The sequence below is a fragment of the Streptomyces coerulescens genome, from assembly GCF_042657965.1.
Lineage (GTDB): Bacteria > Actinomycetota > Actinomycetes > Streptomycetales > Streptomycetaceae > Streptomyces > Streptomyces coerulescens.
The window spans coordinates 221,774-243,777 of the sequence record NZ_JBHSKM010000019.1 but is presented as its reverse complement, the minus strand read 5'-3'; the positions used below and the strand labels follow the sequence as shown (position 1 = coordinate 243,777).

The window sequence follows — 22,004 nt, the reverse complement described above, 5'->3', positions numbered from 1 at the left end:
AGGGGCATGGGATGCAGATCAAGCCACGCCAGCATCTGCTGGACATCTGGCAGGGAATCGCTCGCCACTCTTTCGACGGGGGAGAGTGGGAATGGGGCGAATGGGGCGGAGAGAGCAGTGTGGCCGACGCCGAGCGGCTGCTCTGCCTGCTGTACCCGGCAACCGAGATCCCCGCGTTCCGGCTCGACGACCCCGACACCACCCAGGAGGACGTCCAGCAGGTCCTGAAGAAGGCCGGTGGGCGACTGGACATCCCGGCCAACCTCGTGACGGCCGCCGCCGACTTCATGCGCACCCACACCGGTGACGACAAGCGGCCCACCTTCGCCGGCGGCTACTACTTCGGCTCGGCGGACAAGAAGAAGGAAGTCACCGAGGAACAACGCCAGTTGGGCGTCGTCGACTCCTACTCCATGTCGATCACCCTGTGCCTGGCGACCCTCGGCTTCCTCAAGATCTACGAGACCAGAACCCGGCGCAGCGACGTCCGGGACACGATCGCCGAACTGCGCCAGGCCACCAGCAACCGGCTGACCGCCGCCATGGTGAGCCTGCTGCGCTCCTTCGTCGTCAACGTCTTCGACACCGACTCCTCGCAGGGCCGCACCCTCACCGAACTCCTCGGCCAGGGGCGGCTGTCGCAGCGCCAGGTGCTGAACAAGTACCAGAGCCGCTTCCGCGCGTTACGCGCGGCGATCGTCGAGAGCGTCTACCTCGGTATCGACGTCCAGGAAGGCCTCAAGGACGAGAACCAGCTCTTCGAGTGCGGCTGGGCCTGGACCATGGTCAAGGACGCGCCCGAGGTCGAGACCACCGAACCCGTCGGCCCGCAGCCCGAGGGCGTCGCCAACCCGGTGCCGTACCTGTACTTCACCGTGGTCGCCCTCGACGGTATCCAGGACCTCTTCTCCGACCGTACCCTCACCCTCGGTCTGCTCAACACCGAACAGCAGCGGCTCGCCGAGGCGCTCCGGCTGCGGTGGGAGCTCACCCAGCAGTACTGGTCCCGCATCGCCCGCTTCGACGAGGACCGCTGGCCCCTGGAGGACATCCCCTGGCGTACGACGGGACAGAAGCTGGAGTCCGAGTACTTCTCGCTCTCCGTCGCCGCCATCCTCGTGCACGACCTGATGCGCCGCCGGGCCACCGACGACGACCTCACCCGCACCGTCGGCATCATGGAGCGCCTCGCCGAGCGCGGCCGCATCACCAGCCGTATGACCCGCGACGACCCCATGGTCCACCAGCTGCACAACGTCGGCGTCGCCCTGCCGTTGCAGGGCAGCGAGCGGCTCGGACCGCCCATGACCTGGGCCATGACCGACTTCTCGGCCCAGCTGCTGAAGCGGACCGTCCAGCTGTGCACGCTGTCGCGCAACCTCGGCTCGCACGACCGGCTGCTGCGGCTCTCCGAGGACATCTTCGACCACATGTGGCGCCGCCGGATCCGGGACGGCGAGGGCGTCGGCCTGTGGGACAACGTGCACGCCGCCTATCCCGACGCGGAGATCCACAAACGGCGTGTACCGGTGTCCTGGAGCATCACCGAGCGTGTCACCGAGGTGATGGTGCAGGCCCACGCCATGTACCGGCAGCCCCCGATCCGCAGCCTCGAACTGACCGATCTGGCAAGGGCGTTGCTCAGTGAGTCCGCGCACCTGCTGGGCAACGAACAGATGGAACCCGCGCCCTCGGACGCCGGCCGGCACGGTATGCAGCTCAGGAACATCGAGGTCAAACTGCGCCGCGCCCGCAGCCTCGTGGACGAACAGCCGGGTACCGCCTACGCGTTGACGCTCGACGTGCTGGGACAGCTCGACTCGCTCGCCCGTGCCCGCGAAGCCGCGGACCGGGGAGTGTGAACCGTGCTGATCTTCGCGGCCTCCGACAAAGGAGGCACGGGCCGCTCCGTCACGAGCGCCAACCTCGCCTACCACCGCGCGATGGCCGGGGACGACGTCTGCTACCTGGACTTCGACTTCGGCTCGCCCACCGCGGCGGCCGTCTTCGACGTGGGCGACGCCCGCCAGGCCACCGAGGACCGCGGACTGCACGCCTACCTCATAGGAGAGGTCAGCGAACCGGCCCGGATCGACGTATGGGCCGAGACGGAGCACCAGGTGCTGCGGTTCCCGCCCCCGGGCAGCGGACGTCTGGTGCTGATGCCGGGTGACGTCAGCGGCGGCGAGTTCGCCACCAGCGACGACAACCTGCGCCGCTGCGTCGACCTGCTGATGACGCTGTACTACGAGTTCGACCTGGTGATCGTCGACCTCAGCGCCGGCCGCTCCTACGCCGTCGACATGGTCCTTGAGGCCACCGCCCAGGCCGAGATGAGCGAGGTCACGGCCCGCTGGCTGGTCTTCCACCGCTGGACCCGCCAGCATGTGGGCGCCGCCGCGAGCCTGGTGTTCGGCAAGCGCGGCATCGTCGCCGGCGGGGTCGAGCGCGGCCACGGCGAGGACGCGCTGCGCAACTCGATCCGCTTCGTGCGGGCCGCCGTACCCGACCCCGAGTCACCGCTGTGGTCGCAGGTCTCGCCCACCCAGTCGGCGTGGATGCGCAAGACCGACGGCGACCTCAAGCAGCTCGCCTCCACGCACGGCATCGGCTACAGCCAGGTCCTCGGCTCGGTCCCGCTCGAACCCGTCCTCCAGTGGCGTGAGCAGCTCATCACCGACGAGGACGTCCTCGACAGCCAGATCGCCAACCAGGAGACCTGGCAGGCGCTCAGCCAGCTCGCCGGGCGGCTGACCGACGACAAGTACTGGGAGCAGGCGTGAGTGAGGCCGTGTTCCAGGAGACCACCGCGGAGCGGCGCACCCAGTCCGTCCCGCTGGCCCACCTCTCGCTGGAGCTGGGCCACCTCTACATGGAGGACTTCGAGGCGGGCCCCGAGCGGCTGGCCGAGCACTTCGCCGAGGTGCGGATCTGGGTGGACGCCGTGCGCGCCTCGGCGGCCCGCCGCAGCAAGCGGCCCCGGATCAGCACCTGCTTCCTCATCGACGACTACTTCACCCGCTTCTCCACCCCGGCCGAGCTGATCCCGATGGTGCTCAAGGAGGCCGAGAAGGCGGGCCTGGTCATCGACTACCTGGCCCGCGAGTCGGCGTGCGCGGTCGCGGAACGTGTCGAGATCGCGGAGTCCGTCATGCACCGCCTGGTGGAGTCCCCGCCGCCGGGCAGCTACGGCGCCCGGCCGTCCGTCAGCCACTCCGGCTGGCTCGCCAACGGCCAGCGCACGCCCTCGACGTCCCGCAGCGCCCTGGGCGAGGTCAAGGGCTGGGCGGCACCCCAGGAGACCGCGGCCCGCAACCACTCCATCTTCATGGACGTCGAGCTGTGGTCCGAGAAGGACGGACAGCGGCTGTGGTCCTGCCCGTTCCTGGCCGCCGTATGGCAACTCGCCAGGCTCGGCCTCTTACGTCACCTCGGCGAGCCCGTGCTGGTGCCCACCCAGTGGGAGGGCGGCGAGTTCCCGCAGGACTGGGACCGGCTGGCACCACTGCTCAGGCTCACCGACACCAAGGCCGCCTTCAGCGCGTACCGCACCTGCAGCCTGATGCCGAACCGCTTCCTCGCCGTCGAGGACGCCGTACGGCTCATCCTGGACCAGATAGACGTCGACGCCGGAGCGCTCCAGCAGGTCGCCGAGCGGTCCGCAGGCGAGGGGATGCCGGTACCCGCGGCGGTCGCACAGCGCGCCACCTACGTCTACTACGAGGAGCCCGGCGACTCCTCCGAGGCCGAGGGGACCTGAGATGGCGACGGCTTTCGGACAACCCGCGCGCTCCGTCCTCGCCTGCGGCGAGGTGCGCACCTGTCTGCTGCCGTCCCATCAGGCGCTGGACGGCCGGGCCGCCGCCCAACTGCTCAGGCTGCGCGCCGACGAACACGTCCGGGTCTCCGAGCGGCCGTCCATGTACGCCCTGTCGCCCGAGGTCCTGACCGGAGTGGACTGCCGGCTGCCCGCCTCCAACGGCTCCAAGGTCCGGGCCGTCGGTACGGTCGCCGTCCGGGCGTCGCTGACCGAGGGCCGGCTGCTGCAGTCGACGGCGTACTTCAGCCTCCCGGCCTCCGGCCCCGACATGCGCCGTCCCTGGGGCCAGTATCTGGTCCGCCCCGGCCTGGTCGAACCCTTCGGCAAGCTGCCCCAACAGGCCACCGCAGAGGGCGTGTTGCAAGGCGCCCGGCGCGGTGAGCTGGACCTCGGGATGATCGCCGAGGGACTGCTGGCCGAGCTGCGCCGCCATCCGCTGCTCGACCGCCGGGTGCCCTTCAAGTCCAGCCCCACGAGGCTGCGTTGGGTCGCGCGCCGCACCACCGACGGCGAGCGGGCGTCCTTGCTGAACTTCACCGTCGCCGAGGGCGGGCTGCGGACCATGGAGCTACGGCTGCCGGAGCACATCCCGGCGGCATCGGCGGCAGGCATTTGCGAGGATCTCGCCCTGCACGACTGGCTTTTGACGACTGTTCAGCACATGCTTGACAACAGTCGGCTCGGTACGGCGGACGGCCCCTCGGTGGTCGAGACGCTGCAACCGGTCGTCGTCCATCTGCTGCATCTGTGGATGCCGCGCGCACACGTGGACCCCGCGCTGGTTCACCTGTGGGACGTGCTGGAGGACAAACCGGGATTCTCCCGCCAGTGGGAGAACCTGAGCCGGCGCATCCGAGATCGACTGGCCCTCCAGGCCGTGGCGACGCCGCACCAGGCGCTGAGCGCACGCTGAGGGACGGTACCGGAAGACACACCCGACGGGGGATGAGAGATGAGTGGAACGCCGTCGTTAGGAGCGGGAAGCAACGGACACCCGGCACCACGGCAGGATCAGCGCATGCCCAAGATGTTCTGGCGGATCCTGATCACGGCCGGAGCGGCGGCCGGCGCCTTCCTGCTGACCAGCGTCCTCAGTGAGGACGACGGCAACATCTGGCAGTGGGTGGCGTCCATCGTCATCGGCAGCGCGGCGCTGATCGTGCAGTTCCTCATCGACTTCGGCGAGCGGTTCGAGAAGGTCGACACCCGCTTCAACGAGATCCTCGCCGCGACGACGCTGTTCAGCCAGGTCGACGGTTCGGTGCTGCGCTCCGACGAGGTGACCCGGCTGGTCCTCGGCTACACCAAGGTCCGTGAGCAGGGCGGCGACATCGTGCAGGCCTTCGCCGAGAAGGAACTCGGCCGGCTCGCCAAGATGATGGAGGGCCTCGGCAGCGGCAGCGCGGACTGCCCCGGCGAGAACCACGAGTGGCTGATCGACATCACCGACTGCGTGAAGATGACCCTCGACGCCACCAGTACCTCGGTGGACCGGGAGTTCTGGAACAGCGGCCCGGCCGAGCGGTACCTCGCCGCGCAGGAGAAGGCGATCAAGCGGCGCGGCGTGGAGATCCGGCGGCTGTTCATCGTGCGGGACCCCGACGAGGTCACCCCGGAACTCAGAGCGCTGTGCGAGAGCCATCGCCGACGGGGCATCGACGCGCGTATCGCGGTCCGGTCCCTGATGCAGTCCAACCCCAGGGTCAGCGACTTCATCGTCTTCGACAGCGAGCTCTGCCACGAGATGAGGCCGGACCAGGAGAACAACCCGGACAGCACGCTGCTGAACACCGAGCCGGACCATATCGAGGACCACATCACCCAGTTCACCGAACTGTGGGCAGAGGCGGAACGTCAGCAGACGGCGCCGCGGGTCACTTCAGAGACGTGAGGAAGCCGTCCCAGGCGTAGGCGGGGATGAGGAGTACGGGACTGTCCGAGGCGAGCTTGGAGTCTCGGACAGGGATGACGCCGGGGACTCCGTCGGCTACCTCGACGCAATTGCCGCCATCGCCGTTGCTGTAGGAGCTCTTGCGCCAGCGGGCGGCGCCGGGGAAGTCGTACGCGACTTCGACGCAGTCCTCGCCGCCGCTCCCGCCGCTGTAACTGCTCTTGCGCCAGCGAGCCTTGCTCAGGTCGTACTCGCGCATCGTCTGTAGTCCTCCGCTGCCGACTCGATCAGGGCCAGGGATGCCTCCCCCGACAACGCGGTGGCCCTGAGCAGATCGTAAGACGACCGGACCCGCTTCACCACAGCTGGGTCGTCCAGCAGATTCCCCGAAAGCACGCCCTCTGTATAGACGGTTGGTGGGGCGTCCTCGAACTCCATCAGCTTGATCATCTTGCCCATCTCCGGATGAGCCCCTGCCGCGGATGACAGCACCTGTACCAGCACCTTGCGCTCTCGCATCAGCGCCGCGATGTGGTCCAGCTGTGCCGCCATGACCTCAGGGGAGCCGACCGGGATGCGCAGGGCCGCCTCGTGCAGGACCGCCCAGTACACGGGCCGTGTGGCGTCCTTGAGGAGCCGAGTCCGCTCCATGCGGCCCATGAGCAGTTCCTCGATGTACTCGTCGGCCGCGAGCGGATTGCTCGCCAGGAACACCGCCCGCGCGTACTTCGGCGTCTGGAGAAGCCCCGGGATCACCATCGGCGCGTACTCGTAGATCTCCGTCGCCAGGCGCTCCAGTTCCGCCACATGCGCGAAGTACTCGGTGTAAGGCTGCTCCTTGATGAGCTTTCGCCAAAGTCGCTCGAAAATACCGTCGGTTTGCAGGGCCTCATCAATCCGCTGGGCCACGTCGAGTTGCGGCTTTCGAATTGCCTGTTCGAACTGGCCGATGTATCCACCGGAGACAAATACCCGGGAACCCAACTCCACCTGAGTGATACCGGCGTTCTCCCGGCGCCGTTTCAGCTCCGCTCCGAAGAACTCCCACGCCGCCTGACGCGAACCGTTGGCCATGGCCAACCCCCTTGCACTGCCCCGCACTTGTAGGGCACAGACTCCTGCCGAGTGTAGGCGTCGCAGGTCACCATGGAGATGGGAAGCGTGAAACCCGAATTCGAGGGGAGTCAGGTGACGGCACGACACTCGGCGCGCTGCGTCGAAGAAGCGGAGGAAGCAGTGAAGGAATTGCGGGCGGTGCTGGAGAACGCAGGAATTACGCTCCCGACACTCCGGATCGATCCGGCGAGTCTTGCGCGTGAGGCTCCGTGCCCGCTCGTCGAATTGGGCCGTTGTTCCGTGGAGACCGCGCAGCGCCTCGCCGCGGTGCTGCGATGAAACCGCCGATCGGTGCGTATGTCGTCGACACCCGTTCGGGTCGCATCGGCATAGTGATGGGGCACGAAGGTCCGTACGTACAGCTGAGACCGTACGGCGGCGGCAAGGAATGGGACGCCGAGCCGGCGGCCGTACGTACCGCGACGCCCGCCGAGCGGCTGCGGGCCGCGACGGCGTACGCGAACGCACGCAGCAGGGGTGAGGTTCCTTGACGTAGGGGGGTGCGCATAGGGTGCGGCGGCATGGCCTTGTGGAGATGGAGAAGGCGTGGTGTGAAGGCGGCCCGCCGCTACCCCGTGCCGCTCACCACGCACCAGCTGTGGATGGTGTCGCTGAGCGCGCCGGTGAGCCGGGACAAGAGCGCCTCGCGGACGACGCTGTACCCGTATGTGCGGATCGACGACGACAGTGCCCGGCGCTGGCTGGCCGACCAGTGGGAGATCACCTCGCGTGAGGAGCTGGTCGACCGGCTCGACGACCTGTCCCGCAGCGGTTACCGGGCGCGGGCGTACCGGCAGATCGGCGTCTCACCGCTGGCCTGGGACGCCGCGCTGTACGTCGACATCACACGGCGCGGCTTCGCCTGCGGGCTGATCGGTGAGGCCGACGCCTGGACCGCCCTGAAGAACATCGTGCCGACGGTGGTGCGGCAGTACGCCTCCTGGCAGGAGTACGCCGATCACTATCTGCTCGGACGGCAGGTGTGGCGGGCCGGGCTGCGGGACGCGGCGGAGTCCGATCTGCCGGCGTCGCAGGCGGTCGCCGACGAGCATCTGAAGGCGCTCCTGGACCCGGCGAACCGCGCCAGCCCGTGGAACCGGGCCCCCTGGGACGCGATCAGTCACCCCGACCGCACCCCCTGACCCCCGCCGTACGCGAGAATGGCCCCATGAGTCTGTTCCGCGACGACGGCATCGTGCTGCGCACCCAGAAGCTGGGTGAGGCGGACCGGATCATGCTGTGCTTTCCCGGGGGACGCTGCAATCGATTGCGGCTGCGCCGCGGGCCGGACCCCCGGCCGGAACACAGCGGAGGCCGGCGATGAGTCTTTTCCGGGATGACGGCATCGTGCTGCGCACCCAGAAACTCGGTGAGGCGGACCGGATCATCACGCTGCTCACCCGGGGGCACGGGCGGGTGCGGGCCGTGGCGCGGGGCGTACGGCGGACCAAGTCGAAGTTCGGTGCCCGGCTCGAACCGTTCTCCCACGTCGACGTGCAGTTCTTCGCGCGGGGGAGCGAGCTGATCGGGCGCGGGCTGCCGCTGTGCACCCAGAGCGAGACCATCGCGCCGTACGGCGGCGGGATCGTCAGCGACTACACCCGCTACACCGCCGGCACGGCCATGCTGGAGACCGCCGAGCGGTTCACCGACCATGAGGGCGAACCGGCGGTGCAGCAGTATCTGCTGCTGGTCGGGGCCCTGCGGACGCTGTCCCGCGGGGAGCACGCGCCCCACCTCGTTCTCGACGCCTTCCTGCTGCGGTCGCTCGCCGTCAACGGCTACGCCCCGACCTTCAGCGACTGTGCGAAGTGCGGTATGCCCGGACCGAACCGCTTCTTCTCGGTCGCCTCCGGGGGCTCGGTCTGTGTCGACTGCCGGGTGCCCGGTAGCGTCGTACCGTCCCCGCAGACCCTGGAACTGCTCGGGGCGCTGCTTACGGGCGACTGGGAGACCGCGGACGCCTGCGAGCCGCGCTACGTCCGGGAGGGCAGCGGACTGGTGTCGGCCTATCTGCACTGGCACCTGGAGCGCGGACTGCGTTCGCTTCGGTACGTGGAAAAGTAAGAGCAAGGGAGACGACGGGCACATGGCTGTGAGTGGGTTCCTGGGGCGCCGGCGACGCGAGTACAAGGCGCCGGAGCCGCACCCGTCCGGCGCCCGCGCGCCGAAGCTCCCGGGTGAGCTGATCCCGAAGCATGTGGCGATCGTCATGGACGGGAACGGCCGCTGGGCCAAGGAGCGCGGACTGCCGCGCACCGAGGGCCACAAGGTCGGCGCCGAGCGGGTGCTGGACGTCCTCCAGGGTGCCGTCGAGATGGGCGTGGGCGCGATCTCCCTGTACGCCTTCTCCACCGAGAACTGGAAGCGCTCGCCCGACGAGGTGCGCTTCCTGATGAACTTCAACCGGGACTTCATCCGCAAGACCCGGGACCAGCTGGACGAGCTGGGAGTCCGGGTGCGCTGGGTCGGGCGGATGCCCAAGCTGTGGAAGTCGGTCGCCAGGGAGCTGGAGATCTCCCAGGAGCAGACCAAGGACAACGACAAGCTGACCCTGTACTTCTGCATGAACTACGGCGGGCGGGCCGAGATCGCGGACGCCGCGCAGGCCCTCGCCGAGGACGTACGGGCCGGTCGGCTCGACCCGTCCAAGGTCACCGAGAAGACCTTCGCGAAGTACCTCTACTACCCGGACATGCCGGACGTGGACCTGTTCCTGCGCCCGAGCGGCGAGCAGCGCACCTCCAACTACCTTCTCTGGCAGAGCGCCTACGCCGAGATGGTCTTCCAGGACGTGCTGTGGCCGGACTTCGACCGGCGTGATCTGTGGCGCGCCTGCGTGGAGTTCGCCTCGCGCGACCGGCGGTTCGGCGGCGCGATCCCGAACGAGGAACTGCTCGCCATGGAAGGCCGCACCGAGGAGAGCTGACCTCCCGCACACAGCCGAACGGCCCCGCTCCACCGAAGTGGTGCGGGGCCGAGACGGTTCAGCGGCTGGCGGTCGCGCAGTCCTCGCAGGTGCCGAAGATCTCCACCGTGTGCGCCACGTTCACGAAGCCGTGCTCCGCGGCGATCGCGTCCGCCCACTTCTCCACGGCCGGGCCCTCGACCTCGACCGCCTTGCCGCAGACGCGGCAGACCAGGTGGTGGTGGTGCTCGCCGGTCGAGCAGCGGCGGTAGACCGACTCACCGTCGGAGGTGCGCAGGACGTCGACCTCGCCGGCGTCGGCCAGGGACTGGAGGGTGCGGTACACCGTGGTGAGGCCGACCGAGTCGCCCTTGTGCTTGAGCATGTCGTGGAGCTCCTGCGCGCTGCGGAACTCGTCGACCTCGTCCAGGGCCGCCGCCACGGCGGCCCGCTGTCGAGTCGCGCGGCCCTTCACGGGCGGTCCAGCGGTCGTCACCGGTTTGCCTCCTCACGTCTGCGCCTTGCCGGGCCATTGTGCCAGCCCGGACTGAGCGCGGTCAGACGCTCACCTTCCCGTCGCTGTCCCTGCTGGCCGGAATTGCGCACTCCGCCGGGTCGCCCGAGGGCTGCGCAGCCGCCAGGGCACGGGCCCTGCGCCGGGCCAGCGGTGTCGCCAGCGCGGTCAACGCGATGAACGCGCCAATTGTCAGCAGCACGATCGTCGCGCCGGGCGGCACGTCCTGGTAGTACGACGTCACGGTGCCGCCGATGGTCACCGTGATGCCGATCGCCACGGCGATGGCGAACGTCGCCGCGAAGCTGCGCGTCAACTGCTGCGCCGCCGCCACCGGTACCACCATCAGCGCGCTCACCAGCAGCAGGCCGACCACCCGCATGGCGACCGTCACGGTCACCGCCGCGGTGATCGCCGTCAGCAGGTTCAGGGCGCGCACCGGAAGGCCGGTGACGCGCGCGAACTCCTCGTCCTGGCTCACCGCGAACAGTTGACGGCGCAGACCGAGTGTGACAAGCACCACGAAGGCGGCGAGCAGAACGATCGCCGTCACGTCCGACTCGCTCACCGTGGACAGGGAGCCGAAGAGGTACGACGTCAGGTTCGCGTTGGAGCCGTTGGGCGCGAGGTTGATCAGCATCACGCCGCCGGCCATGCCGCCGTAGAACAGCATCGCGAGCGCGAGGTCGCCGCGCATCCTGCCGTACCAGCGGATCAGTTCCATGACGATCGCGCCGAGCACCGACACCAGCGTCGCCATCCACACCGGCGACCAGGAGAGCAGGAAGCCGAGGCCCACGCCGGTCATCGCGACATGGCCGATTCCGTCGCCCATCAGGGCCTGGCGGCGCTGCACGAGGTAGATGCCGACGGCGGGGGCGGTGATGCCGACCAGGACGGCGGCGAGCAGCGCCCGCTGCATGAAGTCGTAGTTCAGGAGGTCCATCAGCTCAGCAGCCCCGTCCGGATCGGTTCGGCGTCGTGAGCCGCGTGCGGGTGTACGTGGTCGTGGCCGGGCAGCGCGTGCTGGCCGAGCGCCTTCGGGGGCGGCCCGTCGTGCAGGACACAGCCGTCGCGCAGGACGACCGCCCGGTCGATCAACGGCTCCAGGGGGCCCAGTTCGTGCAGGACGAGCAGGACCGTCGCACCGCCCGCGACCTGCTCCCTGAGCGTGTGCGCGAGCACTTCCTGGCTGGCCAGGTCCACGCCCGCCATCGGCTCGTCCATGATCAGCAGCTCGGGCCGGGAGGCCAGCGCGCGGGCGATGAGCACCCGCTGGTGCTGGCCGCCGGACAGCGCGTTCACCGAGTCCTTCATCCGGTCCGCCATGCCGACCAGCTCCAGGGCCTGCCGTACGGCCGCGTGGTCGGCCTTGCGGAAGACGCCGAAGCGGGTGCGGGACAGACGGCCCGAGGAGACGACCTCGCCGACCGTGGCGGGCACGCCGCCCGCGGCCGTGGTGCGCTGCGGGACGTAGCCCACCCGCGCCCAGTCGCGGAACCGGGACCGCGCGGTGCCGAACAGCTCGATCTCGCCGGCGCTGACCGGCACCTGGCCGATGACGCTGCGCACGGCCGTCGACTTGCCCGAGCCGTTGGCGCCGAGCAGGGCGACGACCTCACCGCGGCGCACGGTGAGGTCGATGCCGCGCAGGACGGGGCGCGAACCCAGCTCGGCGCGGACGCCGCGCAGCGATATGACGGGCTCGGTCATGCCGTCCTCCATGGGGTTGATCATTTGGCTCCCAGGGCCTTCTCCAGGGCCGCGAGGTTGGCCTGCATGACCGCGATGTAGTCGTCGCCCTTGGACTTGTCCGTGATGCCTTCGAGCGGGTCGAGGACATCGGTCTTCAGACCGGCGTCGTCGGCGAGGGTCTTCGCGGTCTTGTCGGACACCAGCGTCTCGTAGAAGACAGTGGTCACGCCGTCGGCCTTGGCCTCCTCCTGGAGCTCCTTGATCCGGGCCGGGCTGGGCTCGCTCTCCGGGTCGAGGCCGGAGATGGCCTCCTGGGTCAGGCCGTAGCGCTCGGCGAGGTAGCCGAAGGCGGCGTGGTTGGTGAAGAAGACCTTGGTTTTGGTGTTCTTGAGGCCGTCCGCGAACTCGGTGTTCAGCCCGTCGAGCTTCTTGACCAGGGCGTCGGTGTTCTTCTTGTAGTCGGCCGCGTGGTCGGGGTCCGCCTTCTCGAAGGCAGCGCCGACGCCCTTGGCGATCTCGGCGTACTTCACCGGGTCGAGCCAGACGTGCGGGTCGAGCGCGTGCTCCTCCTCCTCGGAGTGCGCCTCCTCGCCCTCGTGCTCGTGCTCGACGTCGCCGTGGTCCTCCAGCTCGGTGAGGGTGGCGGCGTCGATCTTCGTCTTCAGACCGGCCTGGCCGATGGCCTCGTCGACCGAGGGCTGGAGACCCTTGAGGTAGAGGGCCGCGTCGGACTCCTCCAGCTGGGCCCGCTGCTGGGCGCTGATCTCCAGGTCGTGCGGCTCCTGGCCGGGCTCGGTGAGGCTGGTGACCTTCACATGGGAGCCGCCGATCTGCTCGGCGAGGAAGGCCATGGGGTAGAACGACGCGACGACGTCGAACTTGTCCGTGTTGCCCGCGGCCGCGCTGTCGGAGGAGCAGGCGGAGAGGGTGCCGATACCGAGAGCGGTGACGGCCGCGAGGGCGATCCCGGATATGTGAGGTCGTCGTACGTTCATGACAGTCATTTTCAGCAAAGTTGGAAACGATTGTCAACAAGCGTGAGCGGCCGTCCACAGAGGGCTACCGATTTGGTTGAGGGGGAGGCCCCGCCGGTACCCTGAAGCATTCGCTGTGAAGCGCCTCGCTTCGTCGCCCGTCGTCGTAATGAAGAGAGCACCGTGGCCGCCGACAAGATCGACACCATCGTCAGCCTGAGCAAGCGCCGTGGCTTCGTATTCCCTTGCAGTGAGATCTACGGCGGCCAGCGCGCCGCCTGGGACTACGGGCCGCTGGGTGTCGAGCTCAAGGAGAACCTCAAGCGTCAGTGGTGGCGCTACATGGTGACCTCGCGCGAGGACGTCGTCGGTATCGACTCGTCCGTGATCCTGGCCCCCGAGGTCTGGGTCGCCTCCGGACACGTCGCCACCTTCACGGACCCGCTCACCGAGTGCACCTCCTGCCACAAGCGGTTCCGTGCGGACCACCTGGAGGAGGCGTACGAGGCCAAGAAGGGCCACCTCCCGGAGAACGGCCTCGCGGACGTCAACTGCCCGAACTGCGGCAACAAGGGCCAGTTCACCGAGCCCAAGCAGTTCTCGGGCCTCCTGTCCACCCACCTCGGCCCGACGCAGGACTCCGGCTCCATCGCCTATCTGCGCCCCGAGACCGCCCAGGGCATCTTCACCAACTTCGCCCAGGTGCAGACCACTTCGCGCCGCAAGCCGCCGTTCGGCATCGCCCAGATGGGCAAGTCGTTCCGCAACGAGATCACGCCCGGCAACTTCATCTTCCGCACCCGTGAGTTCGAGCAGATGGAGATGGAGTTCTTCGTCAAGCCGGGCGAGGACGAGAAGTGGCAGGAGTACTGGATGGAGCAGCGCTGGAACTGGTACACCGGTCTCGGCCTGCGCGAGGAGAACATGCGGTGGTACGAGCACCCGAAGGAGAAGCTCTCCCACTACTCCAAGCGCACCGCTGACATCGAGTACCGCTTCCAGTTCGGCGGCAACGAGTGGGGCGAGCTGGAGGGCGTCGCCAACCGCACCGACTACGACCTGGGTGCGCACTCCAAGGCCTCCGGCCAGGACCTCTCCTACTTCGACCAGGAGGCCGGCGAGCGCTGGACGCCGTACGTCATCGAGCCCGCGGCCGGTGTCGGCCGCGCGATGCTGGCGTTCCTGCTCGACGCCTACGTCGAGGACGAGGCGCCGAACGCCAAGGGCAAGATGGAGAAGCGCACCGTGCTGCGCCTGGACCACCGGCTGGCTCCCGTGAAGGTCGCGGTCCTGCCGCTGTCCCGCAACCCGGAGCTCTCGCCCAAGGCCAAGGGCCTCGCCCAGGCGCTCCGGCAGAACTGGAACATCGAGTTCGACGACGCCGGTGCCATCGGCCGCCGCTACCGCCGCCAGGACGAGATCGGCACGCCGTACTGCGTGACGGTCGACTTCGACACGCTCGAGGACAACGCGGTGACGGTGCGTGAGCGCGACTCCATGAAGCAGGAGCGCATCTCCCTCGACCAGATCGAGGGCTACCTCGCGAGCCGCCTCGTCGGCGCCTGAGTGATCCGCTGAAAACCCCGATTCCGTTACGGACGTCACAGACGTAACGGAATCGGGGTTTTTGCCGTCCATGGGGCGGTCCGCTCCGAAGGAGAGGTCATGCGCGGCCCGCAGCGGGCGGGGCGCGGCGAGGAACCTCTCACGGGGGCATCATGCGCAAGCAAGCAGTGATCGGGGCGTCCGTACTCGCTCTGGCGATCGGATCGGTCGGCTATGTGGCGGCGAGCGACGGTGACCGGAACGCCGGCTCCGCCGCCGGTATCGAGGCGAAGGGCGGCGTCGGGGGCGCGCTGCCGCAGGCGGCCGGGAACCGGCTTGTCGCCGTCGGACTCACCGCCGACCAGCGTCTGGTCCGCTTCCGGGTCGAGCGGCCCGGAGTCGTCCTCCCGCTGGGCGGGGTGAGCGGGCTCAAGGGCGACAGCAGGCTCGTCGGCATCGACTACCGGGTGCAGAACAACAAGCTGTACGGCGTCGGCGACAAGGGCGGCGTCTACACGATCCGTGAGATCGGCGCGAAGGCCACCAAGGTGTCGCAGCTGAGCGTCGCCCTGCAGGGCCGGTCCTTCGGCGTCGACTTCAACCCGGCCGCCAACCGGCTGCGCGTCATCAGCGACACCGGCCAGAACCTCCGCCACAACATCGACGACCCGGCCGGCGCACCGGCCGCCGGCACGACGGCCGTCGACGGCACGCTCACCAACCCGCCGGTGCCGCCCGCGACCACCGGTGCGACGGCGACGGGGGTGACGGGAGCGGCGTACACGAACAACGACCTCGACCCGGCGACCGCCACGACCTTGTTCGACCTCGACACCGTCCAGGACCAGGTCTCCGTGCAGTCCCCGGCCAACGCGGGCAACCTGGCGCCGACGGGGAAGACCGGCGCGGACCTGCCGTCCGACGCGGGCTTCGACATCTACAGCTCCCCGTCCGCCGCCACCAACACCGGCTACGCGGTGACCGGTTCACGCACCCTGCGGATCGACCTCCTGACCGGCAGGGCGACGGTCACCGGCGGCTTCCCGAAGAGCCGGCAGGTGGTGGACCTGGCTCTGCCGCCGCGGCAGGGCTGAGCCCGGGACGAGGCGTCGCGCCGGGGAGCGGATTGGTCCGGCAGCCAGGTCGCCGATTGGCCCTGTATGCCGGTGCGGCGGCCGCGGCAGGCTGGCCGGCATGAGTCTCGCCTTCCTCCTCACCACCCTTGTCGTCGTCGCCACCCCCGGCACCGGCGTCGTCTACACACTCGCCGCCGCGCTGTCCCGGGGACGGCGGGCGAGTGTGGTGGCCGCTCTCGGGTGCACGCTCGGGATCGTGCCGCACATGCTGGCCACGATCACCGGCGTCGCCGCGCTGCTGCACACGAGCGCGACCGCCTTCCAGGTGCTGAAGTTCGCCGGGGTCGCCTATCTGCTGTACATGGCGTGGGCGACGCTCAAGGACAAGGAGGCACTCGTGGTGGACGACGCACCCGCGCCGCTCTCCGCGGGGCGGGTGGTCGTGCGGGGCGTGCTGATCAACATCCTCAATCCGAAGCTGACGATGTTCTTCTTCGCCTTCCTGCCGCAGTTCGTGGACCCGGGCGAGGCCAACGCGCTGCCCCGCATGCTCGCGCTCAGCGGGGTGTTCATGGCCGCGACGTTCGCGGTCTTCGCGGCGTACGGCGTCCTCGCCGCCTCCGTACGCAGCCACGTCACCTCCCGTCCCCGGGTGATGGCGTGGCTGCGGCGGACCTTCGCCGGGTCGTTCGTGGCCCTGGGGGCAAAGCTGGCGCTCACCGCCCGCTAGGCGCTGCGCGGCTGTGCCGTCTTCGGCTGCGGCGCCGTTGTGGCTGGTCGCGCAGTTCCCCGCGCCCCTTGGGAGTTGCCGGGACCCGGCGTTGATGGTGGCCGTCGCCCTGGGCGTTCCAAGTGGATCAGGAGCGGGCTGCTGCCGAACAGGCTGAGTCGCTGGACGTGGACGGGGGACAGGCCGAACGCCAGGGCGTGGGCCAGTCCGCGGGCATCCGGTAGGAGTACGACCGCGCGTCCGTCGTGGGTCAGGACCCTGGCGAGTTCGCGCCACCAGCTCTCCGGGTGCCCGGCGAGGCGGCCGCCCGCGCCGACCTGTGCGCCCCACGGCGGGTTGCACAGCACCCGGTCCACGCTGCGGTCGGCCACGGGGAGAGCCCCGGCGTCGCCGTGGCGGACCGTGACCGGCAGCGGGCCGGCGTTCTCCCGTGCCGCCCGGCGCGCGTCCGGGTCGAGGTCGAAGCCGAGCAGGGTGGTGCCCGGCACCGTGTGATGGGCCTCGATCAGCAGGGTGCCCGCGCCGCAGCACGGATCCAGCACCCGCTGCCCCGCCCGGAGTTCGGCCGCCTGGGCCATGGCGGCGGCGACCGGCGGGTGCAGGGTGCCCGCGATCGTCGCGTTCTTGTAGGCACGCCGGTGCGCCGGGCGCCGGCCCAGGCGCAGCAGCAGGCCGGCGTGGGTGCCGTCCAGGGTCAGCCGCCAGCCGCTGTGACCGGCCGGGGGTGCCTCACCGTGCCGGCGCGAGTGGTACGGCACCCCGACGCGCTCGGCCAGCACCCGGCCGACGGTGTCCTCGATGTCGTAGCGGTTGTACGTCCTGCGTCCCAGGAAGGACGCCGAGATCTCGATGCCGTTGCCGAAGCCGGACGGGCCGCCGTGGGTCCGGCGCCCCCGCGCCAGCCCCTCCAGGTCGACCGTGCGGGCCAGTTCGGCCAGTTCGGTCAGGTCGCTCTTGTGCGGGCCGATGTCGTGCCGGCGGTGGGCCAGCAGGAAGACATCGTCGGCGGTGCGCAGCCGAAGGGCGATGTCGTCCGTTGCCCGGAAACCCACCTCGCGGTGGCCGATCCACTCGATGGTCGCGGAACGCGTCCGCAGAATCTCGGTGCCGAGGGCGGACTCCAGCCCGCGTACGCACCGAGCCACCAGGAACACGCGCGGTGTGCGCATGATGCCGTCTTCTCCCACGTCGAAGCCCGGGACGGTGGAGGACCGTCCCGCTTCGCCGGCGCCGGGGTGTTCCGCGTCGTGCCGACGGAGCGGCTAGCGGAGGTGGAAGAAGTACGTCATCGTCATGATCGAAAAAGCGTACCAGCCGGTCGGGCTTCCGTGAGAGGCTGCGGCATGGCCGTCATTCACCACACCACGCTCAAGCCGACGAAGCTGGAACTGCTCACCGCCTGGCTGCCCACCCGCCCGTGGTGCGCCGGTGAGGGTGCGCCCCGGCTCGCGAAGGCCGGCGGTTTCCGGCTGGACGACCCGCAGGGCGAGGTCGGGATCGAGTTCATGGTGGTCAGCGATGACACGGGTCCCGAGCCGGTCTGCTATCTGACCCCGCTGACCTATCGCGGGGCGCCTCTCGACGGCGCCGAGCACGCCCTCGTCGGGACCATGGAGCACGGCGTGCTGGGACCGCGCTGGGCCTACGACGGCTGCCACGACCCGGTGCTGGCCGCCCAGTTGCGGGCCCTGGTCGAGGGGCGGGTCCAGGCACAGGCGCAGAGCGTCACCGACGCCGTCGACCGGGAGGTCACCCGCTCGTACACCGGCCCGGGGCTCGCGACGGAGCAGGGTGCCGTCCGGGTCGTCGAGGACTCGGCGGAGGGCACCCTGTCGGCCGCGCCGGACGGCACGACTCTCCGGCTGCACCGCGTTCTGCGGCCCGCTCCGCAGGGCGAACCGCTGCCGGAAGGGGCCGTCGGGCATGTCGGCGGCGCCTGGCAGCTGCCGGACGGCACCCGCGTGCACGGCCTGTTCGCCACCCTGCACGCGGGCACCACGGGCTGATCAACGGCCCTGCAACGACCTGACGTTGTCACCGAACGTCCAGTTCTTCGAGCCGTCCCAGTTGATCGACCAGGTCATCAGGCCCTTGAGCGAGGTGCCGTAGTGCCGCCAGGCCTGGGCGACGAGGGACGGTGACATGTGGCCGCCGCCCGCGCCGGGCTGCGCGGGCAGGCCGGGCACCTGCTTGTCGTAGGGCACCTTGATGGTGGTGCCCTGCACTACAAGGCCCTTGTTGAGGCAGTCGGTCTGCGCGACGAAGCCCTCGACGGTGCCGGCGGAGTAGGAGTCGCCGGAGCAGCCGTACATGCTGCCGTTGTAGTACTGCATGTTCAGCCACCACAGGCGGCCGTTGTCGGCGTACTTCTTCACGATGGGCAGATACGCGCCCCAGATCGAGCCGTAGACGACGCTGCCGCCGGTGACGTACGCCGTCTCCGGGGCCATCGTCAGACCGAAGTTGGACGGCATCCGGGCGAGGATCCCGTCGATGATGCGGATCAGGTTCGCCTGGGACGTGGACAGTTGGCCGATGGTGCCGCTGCCGGTCAGGCCCGTCTCGATGTCGATGTCGATGCCGTCGAAGTTGTACTTCTGCAGGATCGGGACGATCGTCGCCACGAACCTGTCGGCCACGGCCGTCGAGTTGAGGTCGATGCCGGCCGTCGCGCCGCCGATCGACATCAGGATGGTCTGCCCGGCCGCCTTCGCCGCGCACATCTCCGCGGGGGTGGCCACCTTCACACCCGAGTCCATGCCGTCCTCCCACAGCGCGGTGCCGTCGGAGCGGATGACCGGGAACGCCGCGTTGAGCACGTTGTAGCCGTGCGCGGCGATACGGGAGTCGGTGATCGGGGTCCAGCCGAACGGCGGGTGGACGCCGTTGGCGGCGCCGTCCCAGTTCTCCCAGTAGCCCTGGAGCACCTTGCCGGACGGCTTGGACTTGACCGCGCAGGTGTCGGCGGCGGACGCGGGGGATGCGGCGGGGAGCTGGGTGAGACAGACGGTCGCCAGTGCCGCGGTGAGCAGGCTGAGGGCGCGGCGGAGCATACGGGGCCTCCCGGTGGGGGTCGGGGCGCGCGATGTCGTAGGCATGACAGTGCTCGTGGTCCAGACCTTTCGTCAATAGGTCTGGACCACATCGGGTGAGCCGGAGGGTGGGCGGACAGGTATGGAATGACAGATATTGAAATCTGTCATCTGTTAAGGCATGGTGGAGGCATGACGATGCAAACCCGCACCCTCGGAACCACCGGCCCCCAGGTCTCCGCCCTCGGCCTCGGCTGCATGGGCATGTCCGCGCTGTACGGCGACGCGGACCGGACCGAGTCGATCGCCACCGTCCACGCCGCCCTGGAAGCGGGCGTGACCCTCCTTGACACCGGCGACTTCTACGCCATGGGCCACAACGAGTTGCTGATCGGCGAGGCCCTGCGCACCGCGCCCGCCGCCCTGCGCGAACAGGCCCAGGTCAGTGTGAAGTTCGGCGCGCTGCGCTCCCCGGACGGCGACTGGATCGGACACGACGGCCGCCCGGCCGCCGTGAAGAACTTCGCCGCCTACTCCCTCCAGCGCCTGGGCGTCGACCACATCGACGTCTACCGGATCGCCCGGCTCGACCCCGACGTACCGATCGAGGAGACGGTCGGCGCGATCTCGGAACTGATCGAGAAGGGGTACGTCCGCCATGTCGGGCTGAGCGAGGTCGGCGCCGACACCATCCGCCGGGCCGCCGCCACCGCCCCCGTCGCCGACCTCCAGATCGAGTACTCGCTCATCTCCCGCGGCATCGAGGAGTCGGTCCTGCCGACCACCCGTGAGCTGGGCATCTCCATCACCGCGTACGGCGTCCTGTCCCGCGGGCTGATCTCCGGCCACTTCACCCGCGACCGGCAGCTCGGCGCCAACGACTTCCGGGCGTACTCGCCCCGCTTCCAGGGCGAGAACCTCCAGCACAACCTCGACCTCGTCGAGGCGCTGCGGAAGATCGCCGAGCGGAAGGGTGTCTCCGTCGCCCAGATCGCCATCGCCTGGGTGCTCTCCCGCGGTGACGACATCGTGCCCCTCGTCGGCGCCCGCACCCGCGAGCGGCTCACCGAGTCCCTCGGCGCGCTGGCCGTCACGCTGGACGACGCCGACCTCGCGGCGATCGAGCGGGCGGTGCCGGCGGACGCGGCGGCGGGCGACCGCTACCCGGCCCCGCAGATGGCCCACCTGGGCAGCAAGTGACCAGGTCCCTGCCAGGTACGGTCTAGGGCATGTCACCGACGCCCCAGACCCTGACCGCCGAGCGCATCCTCGAAGCCACCGAGGAGGTCCTGCGCCGCCACGGCCCGGCCAAGGCCACCGTGGTCGACGTGGCCCGCGCGCTCGGCGTCAGCCATGGCAGCGTCTACCGGCACTTCCGTACGAAGGCGGCCCTGCGCGAAGCGGTCACCAAGCGGTGGCTGGACCGGACCACGCAGGTGCTCGCGGCCATCGTCGCGGCACCGGACCTGGACCCGGAGACCCGGGTGCGCGAGTGGCTCGCGGCGCTCTTCGCGGCCAAGCGGCGCAAGGCTTTCGACGACCCCGAGCTGTTCGCCACGTACACGGTGCTGACCACCGAGACCGCCGAGACGGTCGTCGGCGAGCACATCGCCGAACTCACCGGCCAGCTCACCGAGATCGTGCGCACGGGCGTCGCCGCGGGCGCCTTCACCGCCGAGGACCCGGCCGTCACCGCCGGGGCCCTGTTCCGGGCGACCGACCGCTTCCACGACCCGCACTACGCCCGGGAGTGGGAACAGCCGGACGTGGAGGGCGACTTCGAAGCCCTCGTCGACCTGCTGCTGCGCGGGCTGCGCACCCGCGGCTGAGCCGTCACAGGACGTCGAGCGCGCCCGTCGTGCGGCCGAGGTAGGTGACCGGGCCGGGGTCGGGGACGGCGATCTCGTGGAAGCCGAGACGGTCGTAGAACGCCCGCGCGGGCTCGTTCGCCGTCACCATCGACAGATGCACGGCCGGCACGCCCCTGTCTCCGAGGGCCCGCAGCAGTGTGCGCATCAGCGCCCGCCCGTTACCCCGGCCCTGCCGGTCGGGCAGCAGGTCGATGTGGAGGTGGGCCGGGTAGGCGGCGACCTCCGGGACCAGCATCCGCTCCGGGTGGTGCAGCAGCCCGGCGATCTCCTCGTCCGGCGTGCGGGGCGGGCCGTCCGGCAGGGGATACCGGCCGGCGGCCGTCGGCAGCCACTGCGTGCGGAACGCCGTCACGAAACGCGCGGTGTCCGCGGCGCCCACGACATAGCCGACCGCCCGTCCGTCCCCGTCGTCCAGGACGAACGCCAGCTCCGGCTCCAGTACGACGTACGGGATCGCGAAGGTCGCCGGGAAGATGCCGGGGTCCCGGTAGTGCGGCCGGCTGTCGCCGCCCACATGCGCCGTGCGCACACAGATGTCCTCTACGGCCGCACGGTCCCCGGGGTGGTAGCGGCGGACGTGCGTCATCCGTCGGACTGCGCCTCGGCCGGGTCCACCGTGGCCTGGTGTGCCTCGGCCAGATGCTCCTCCGCCTTCAGCCAGGGCAGGAACTGCGCGCCCTTGCGCCAGCCACAGGTGTCACATCTGACCGTGCGCTGCGTGCCCCTGCGGAGTACCCGTACGACATGTTCTCGTCCGTGGTGGTCCCAGCGGCTCACCTTGCTCGTGTTGATCTCCAGCATGACGCCTCCAGCGTCCGAGGACATCGAGTCT

27 protein-coding genes are annotated in these 22,004 nt (G+C 69.7%); 17 read left to right on the top strand and 10 right to left on the bottom strand.

Translation table 11 applies throughout. From position 1 onward, the window contains the following. The first annotated feature begins 11 nt into the window (after positions 1-11). From ACFPQ9_RS24210 to ACFPQ9_RS24190, 5 genes are all read left to right on the top strand, one after another. Positions 12-1,862, top strand: a complete 1,851-nt coding sequence (locus ACFPQ9_RS24210; RefSeq protein WP_380856904.1) for an SCO2524 family protein — start codon at positions 12-14, stop codon at positions 1,860-1,862. A gap of 3 nt (positions 1,863-1,865) precedes the next feature. Then, positions 1,866-2,783, top strand: coding sequence for an SCO2523 family variant P-loop protein (locus tag ACFPQ9_RS24205; protein WP_380856901.1), 918 nt, complete (start codon positions 1,866-1,868; stop codon positions 2,781-2,783). Beyond that, entirely contained in the window at positions 2,780-3,760 is a 981-nt protein-coding gene (locus ACFPQ9_RS24200) for an SCO2522 family protein (RefSeq protein WP_380856898.1), read from the top strand. The genes ACFPQ9_RS24205 and ACFPQ9_RS24200 overlap by 4 nt, the downstream gene beginning before the upstream one ends. A gap of 1 nt (position 3,761) precedes the next feature. Further along, a complete protein-coding gene (locus tag ACFPQ9_RS24195; protein WP_380856895.1) occupies positions 3,762-4,733 on the top strand; it encodes an SCO2521 family protein in 972 nt (323 codons plus the stop codon). Positions 4,734-4,838: 105 nt separating this feature from the next. Continuing rightward, positions 4,839-5,711 carry a DUF6879 family protein gene (locus tag ACFPQ9_RS24190; RefSeq protein ID WP_380856892.1) on the top strand — a complete coding sequence of 291 codons (873 nt, stop codon included), beginning with the start codon at positions 4,839-4,841 and terminating at the stop codon, positions 5,709-5,711. Here the strand turns inward: ACFPQ9_RS24190 and ACFPQ9_RS24185 are convergent. After that, entirely contained in the window at positions 5,695-5,970 is a 276-nt protein-coding gene (locus ACFPQ9_RS24185) for a DUF397 domain-containing protein (RefSeq protein WP_380856889.1), read from the bottom strand. The genes ACFPQ9_RS24190 and ACFPQ9_RS24185 overlap by 17 nt on opposite strands. Next, positions 5,952-6,785, bottom strand: coding sequence for a helix-turn-helix domain-containing protein (locus ACFPQ9_RS24180; RefSeq protein WP_380856886.1), 834 nt, complete (start codon positions 6,783-6,785; stop codon positions 5,952-5,954). The genes ACFPQ9_RS24185 and ACFPQ9_RS24180 overlap by 19 nt, the downstream gene beginning before the upstream one ends. A gap of 87 nt (positions 6,786-6,872) precedes the next feature. Between ACFPQ9_RS24180 and ACFPQ9_RS24175 the strand changes: the two genes are divergently transcribed. From ACFPQ9_RS24175 to ACFPQ9_RS24150, 6 genes are read left to right on the top strand one after another with little or no spacing between them, the layout of a single operon-like run. After that, positions 6,873-7,106 (top strand): hypothetical protein, encoded by a 234-nt coding sequence (locus tag ACFPQ9_RS24175; RefSeq protein ID WP_380856883.1) that lies wholly within the window; start codon positions 6,873-6,875, stop codon positions 7,104-7,106. Continuing rightward, positions 7,103-7,318, top strand: a complete 216-nt coding sequence (locus ACFPQ9_RS24170; protein ID WP_380856880.1) for a hypothetical protein — start codon at positions 7,103-7,105, stop codon at positions 7,316-7,318. Before ACFPQ9_RS24175 ends, ACFPQ9_RS24170 begins: the two co-directional genes overlap by 4 nt. 30 nt (positions 7,319-7,348) lie before the next feature. Beyond that, positions 7,349-7,969, top strand: coding sequence for a DUF1266 domain-containing protein (locus tag ACFPQ9_RS24165; protein ID WP_380856877.1), 621 nt, complete (start codon positions 7,349-7,351; stop codon positions 7,967-7,969). A 26-nt stretch (positions 7,970-7,995) separates the two neighbouring features. Continuing rightward, positions 7,996-8,151, top strand: coding sequence for a hypothetical protein (locus ACFPQ9_RS24160; protein ID WP_380856874.1), 156 nt, complete (start codon positions 7,996-7,998; stop codon positions 8,149-8,151). After that, positions 8,148-8,894: a DNA repair protein RecO gene (gene recO / locus ACFPQ9_RS24155; RefSeq protein WP_380856871.1), complete on the top strand. Its 747-nt coding sequence runs from the start codon at positions 8,148-8,150 to the stop codon at positions 8,892-8,894. Before ACFPQ9_RS24160 ends, recO begins: the two co-directional genes overlap by 4 nt. Positions 8,895-8,916: 22 nt before the next feature. Then, positions 8,917-9,756 carry an isoprenyl transferase gene (locus ACFPQ9_RS24150; RefSeq protein WP_380856868.1) on the top strand — a complete coding sequence of 280 codons (840 nt, stop codon included), beginning with the start codon at positions 8,917-8,919 and terminating at the stop codon, positions 9,754-9,756. A gap of 58 nt (positions 9,757-9,814) precedes the next feature. Here ACFPQ9_RS24150 and ACFPQ9_RS24145 read toward each other — a convergent pair whose 3' ends face one another. The 4 genes from ACFPQ9_RS24145 to ACFPQ9_RS24130 all read right to left on the bottom strand — a co-directional run bounded on the left by ACFPQ9_RS24145 (position 9,815) and on the right by ACFPQ9_RS24130 (position 12,939). Beyond that, on the bottom strand, positions 9,815-10,231 hold the full coding sequence (locus ACFPQ9_RS24145) for a Fur family transcriptional regulator (RefSeq protein WP_380856865.1): 417 nt from the start codon (positions 10,229-10,231) through the stop codon (positions 9,815-9,817). A gap of 61 nt (positions 10,232-10,292) precedes the next feature. Next, positions 10,293-11,195, bottom strand: coding sequence for a metal ABC transporter permease (locus ACFPQ9_RS24140; protein WP_380856862.1), 903 nt, complete (start codon positions 11,193-11,195; stop codon positions 10,293-10,295). Then, the gene (locus ACFPQ9_RS24135; protein ID WP_380856859.1) at positions 11,195-11,962 is read right to left on the bottom strand and encodes a metal ABC transporter ATP-binding protein; all 768 of its coding nucleotides are present in this window, start codon (positions 11,960-11,962) and stop codon (positions 11,195-11,197) included. Before ACFPQ9_RS24135 ends, ACFPQ9_RS24140 begins: the two co-directional genes overlap by 1 nt. Before the next feature lie 20 nt (positions 11,963-11,982). After that, complete coding sequence (locus tag ACFPQ9_RS24130; RefSeq protein ID WP_380856856.1) at positions 11,983-12,939, bottom strand: metal ABC transporter substrate-binding protein; 957 nt, start codon at positions 12,937-12,939, stop codon at positions 11,983-11,985. 162 nt (positions 12,940-13,101) lie between these two features. Here ACFPQ9_RS24130 and ACFPQ9_RS24125 point away from each other — a divergent pair, with 162 nt between their 5' ends. The 3 genes from ACFPQ9_RS24125 (at position 13,102) to ACFPQ9_RS24115 (ending at position 16,269) form a co-directional block, all read left to right on the top strand. After that, on the top strand, positions 13,102-14,484 hold the full coding sequence (locus ACFPQ9_RS24125) for a glycine--tRNA ligase (protein WP_380856853.1): 1,383 nt from the start codon (positions 13,102-13,104) through the stop codon (positions 14,482-14,484). A gap of 152 nt (positions 14,485-14,636) precedes the next feature. Continuing rightward, positions 14,637-15,557 (top strand): DUF4394 domain-containing protein, encoded by a 921-nt coding sequence (locus tag ACFPQ9_RS24120; RefSeq protein ID WP_380856850.1) that lies wholly within the window; start codon positions 14,637-14,639, stop codon positions 15,555-15,557. Positions 15,558-15,657: 100 nt separating this feature from the next. Next, the gene (locus ACFPQ9_RS24115; protein ID WP_380856847.1) at positions 15,658-16,269 is read left to right on the top strand and encodes a LysE family translocator; all 612 of its coding nucleotides are present in this window, start codon (positions 15,658-15,660) and stop codon (positions 16,267-16,269) included. Here the strand turns inward: ACFPQ9_RS24115 and ACFPQ9_RS24110 are convergent. Continuing rightward, entirely contained in the window at positions 16,266-17,438 is a 1,173-nt protein-coding gene (locus ACFPQ9_RS24110) for a methyltransferase domain-containing protein (protein WP_380856844.1), read from the bottom strand. The two genes, ACFPQ9_RS24115 and ACFPQ9_RS24110, sit on opposite strands and share 4 nt — an antisense overlap. A gap of 174 nt (positions 17,439-17,612) precedes the next feature. Here ACFPQ9_RS24110 and ACFPQ9_RS24105 point away from each other — a divergent pair, with 174 nt between their 5' ends. Continuing rightward, positions 17,613-18,275: a maltokinase N-terminal cap-like domain-containing protein gene (locus ACFPQ9_RS24105; RefSeq protein WP_380856841.1), complete on the top strand. Its 663-nt coding sequence runs from the start codon at positions 17,613-17,615 to the stop codon at positions 18,273-18,275. On the opposite strand, the gene ACFPQ9_RS24100 is transcribed toward ACFPQ9_RS24105, so the two are convergent. Beyond that, entirely contained in the window at positions 18,276-19,322 is a 1,047-nt protein-coding gene (locus ACFPQ9_RS24100) for a chitinase (protein WP_380856838.1), read from the bottom strand. 171 nt (positions 19,323-19,493) lie between these two features. Between ACFPQ9_RS24100 and ACFPQ9_RS24095 the strand changes: the two genes are divergently transcribed. Together ACFPQ9_RS24095 and ACFPQ9_RS24090 are read left to right on the top strand one after the other, a co-directional pair. After that, positions 19,494-20,501, top strand: a complete 1,008-nt coding sequence (locus ACFPQ9_RS24095) for an aldo/keto reductase (RefSeq protein ID WP_380856835.1) — start codon at positions 19,494-19,496, stop codon at positions 20,499-20,501. Between the two features lie 29 nt (positions 20,502-20,530). After that, a complete protein-coding gene (locus tag ACFPQ9_RS24090; protein ID WP_380856832.1) occupies positions 20,531-21,130 on the top strand; it encodes a TetR/AcrR family transcriptional regulator in 600 nt (199 codons plus the stop codon). 4 nt (positions 21,131-21,134) lie between these two features. On the opposite strand, the gene ACFPQ9_RS24085 is transcribed toward ACFPQ9_RS24090, so the two are convergent. Together ACFPQ9_RS24085 and ACFPQ9_RS24080 are read right to left on the bottom strand one after the other, a co-directional pair. Next, complete coding sequence (locus ACFPQ9_RS24085; RefSeq protein ID WP_380856829.1) at positions 21,135-21,758, bottom strand: GNAT family N-acetyltransferase; 624 nt, start codon at positions 21,756-21,758, stop codon at positions 21,135-21,137. Further along, positions 21,755-21,973: a hypothetical protein gene (locus tag ACFPQ9_RS24080; RefSeq protein WP_380856826.1), complete on the bottom strand. Its 219-nt coding sequence runs from the start codon at positions 21,971-21,973 to the stop codon at positions 21,755-21,757. The genes ACFPQ9_RS24085 and ACFPQ9_RS24080 overlap by 4 nt, the downstream gene beginning before the upstream one ends. Positions 21,974-22,004 lie beyond the last annotated feature (31 nt).

Bases quoted from the DNA above. Each gene is read 5' to 3' on its own strand.
- ACFPQ9_RS24160 (WP_380856874.1), top strand. From the start codon at position 7,996: ATGAGTCTGTTCCGCGACGACGGCATCGTGCTGCGCACCCAGAAGCTG.
- ACFPQ9_RS24170 (WP_380856880.1), top strand. From the start codon at position 7,103: ATGAAACCGCCGATCGGTGCGTATGTCGTCGACACCCGTTCGGGTCGC.
- ACFPQ9_RS24115 (WP_380856847.1), top strand. From the start codon at position 15,658: ATGAGTCTCGCCTTCCTCCTCACCACCCTTGTCGTCGTCGCCACCCCC.
- ACFPQ9_RS24165 (WP_380856877.1), top strand. From the start codon at position 7,349: ATGGCCTTGTGGAGATGGAGAAGGCGTGGTGTGAAGGCGGCCCGCCGC.
- recO (WP_380856871.1), top strand. From the start codon at position 8,148: ATGAGTCTTTTCCGGGATGACGGCATCGTGCTGCGCACCCAGAAACTC.
- ACFPQ9_RS24105 (WP_380856841.1), top strand. From the start codon at position 17,613: ATGGCCGTCATTCACCACACCACGCTCAAGCCGACGAAGCTGGAACTG.
- ACFPQ9_RS24130 (WP_380856856.1), bottom strand. From the start codon at position 12,939: ATGAACGTACGACGACCTCACATATCCGGGATCGCCCTCGCGGCCGTC.
- ACFPQ9_RS24090 (WP_380856832.1), top strand. From the start codon at position 20,531: ATGTCACCGACGCCCCAGACCCTGACCGCCGAGCGCATCCTCGAAGCC.
- ACFPQ9_RS24135 (WP_380856859.1), bottom strand. From the start codon at position 11,962: ATGACCGAGCCCGTCATATCGCTGCGCGGCGTCCGCGCCGAGCTGGGT.
- ACFPQ9_RS24085 (WP_380856829.1), bottom strand. From the start codon at position 21,758: ATGACGCACGTCCGCCGCTACCACCCCGGGGACCGTGCGGCCGTAGAG.
- ACFPQ9_RS24100 (WP_380856838.1), bottom strand. From the start codon at position 19,322: ATGCTCCGCCGCGCCCTCAGCCTGCTCACCGCGGCACTGGCGACCGTC.
- ACFPQ9_RS24210 (WP_380856904.1), top strand. From the start codon at position 12: ATGCAGATCAAGCCACGCCAGCATCTGCTGGACATCTGGCAGGGAATC.
- ACFPQ9_RS24190 (WP_380856892.1), top strand. From the start codon at position 4,839: ATGCCCAAGATGTTCTGGCGGATCCTGATCACGGCCGGAGCGGCGGCC.
- ACFPQ9_RS24140 (WP_380856862.1), bottom strand. From the start codon at position 11,195: ATGGACCTCCTGAACTACGACTTCATGCAGCGGGCGCTGCTCGCCGCC.
- ACFPQ9_RS24180 (WP_380856886.1), bottom strand. From the start codon at position 6,785: ATGGCCAACGGTTCGCGTCAGGCGGCGTGGGAGTTCTTCGGAGCGGAG.
- ACFPQ9_RS24080 (WP_380856826.1), bottom strand. From the start codon at position 21,973: ATGCTGGAGATCAACACGAGCAAGGTGAGCCGCTGGGACCACCACGGA.
- ACFPQ9_RS24095 (WP_380856835.1), top strand. From the start codon at position 19,494: ATGACGATGCAAACCCGCACCCTCGGAACCACCGGCCCCCAGGTCTCC.
- ACFPQ9_RS24150 (WP_380856868.1), top strand. From the start codon at position 8,917: ATGGCTGTGAGTGGGTTCCTGGGGCGCCGGCGACGCGAGTACAAGGCG.
- ACFPQ9_RS24110 (WP_380856844.1), bottom strand. From the start codon at position 17,438: ATGCGCACACCGCGCGTGTTCCTGGTGGCTCGGTGCGTACGCGGGCTG.
- ACFPQ9_RS24120 (WP_380856850.1), top strand. From the start codon at position 14,637: ATGCGCAAGCAAGCAGTGATCGGGGCGTCCGTACTCGCTCTGGCGATC.
- ACFPQ9_RS24185 (WP_380856889.1), bottom strand. From the start codon at position 5,970: ATGCGCGAGTACGACCTGAGCAAGGCTCGCTGGCGCAAGAGCAGTTAC.
- ACFPQ9_RS24195 (WP_380856895.1), top strand. From the start codon at position 3,762: ATGGCGACGGCTTTCGGACAACCCGCGCGCTCCGTCCTCGCCTGCGGC.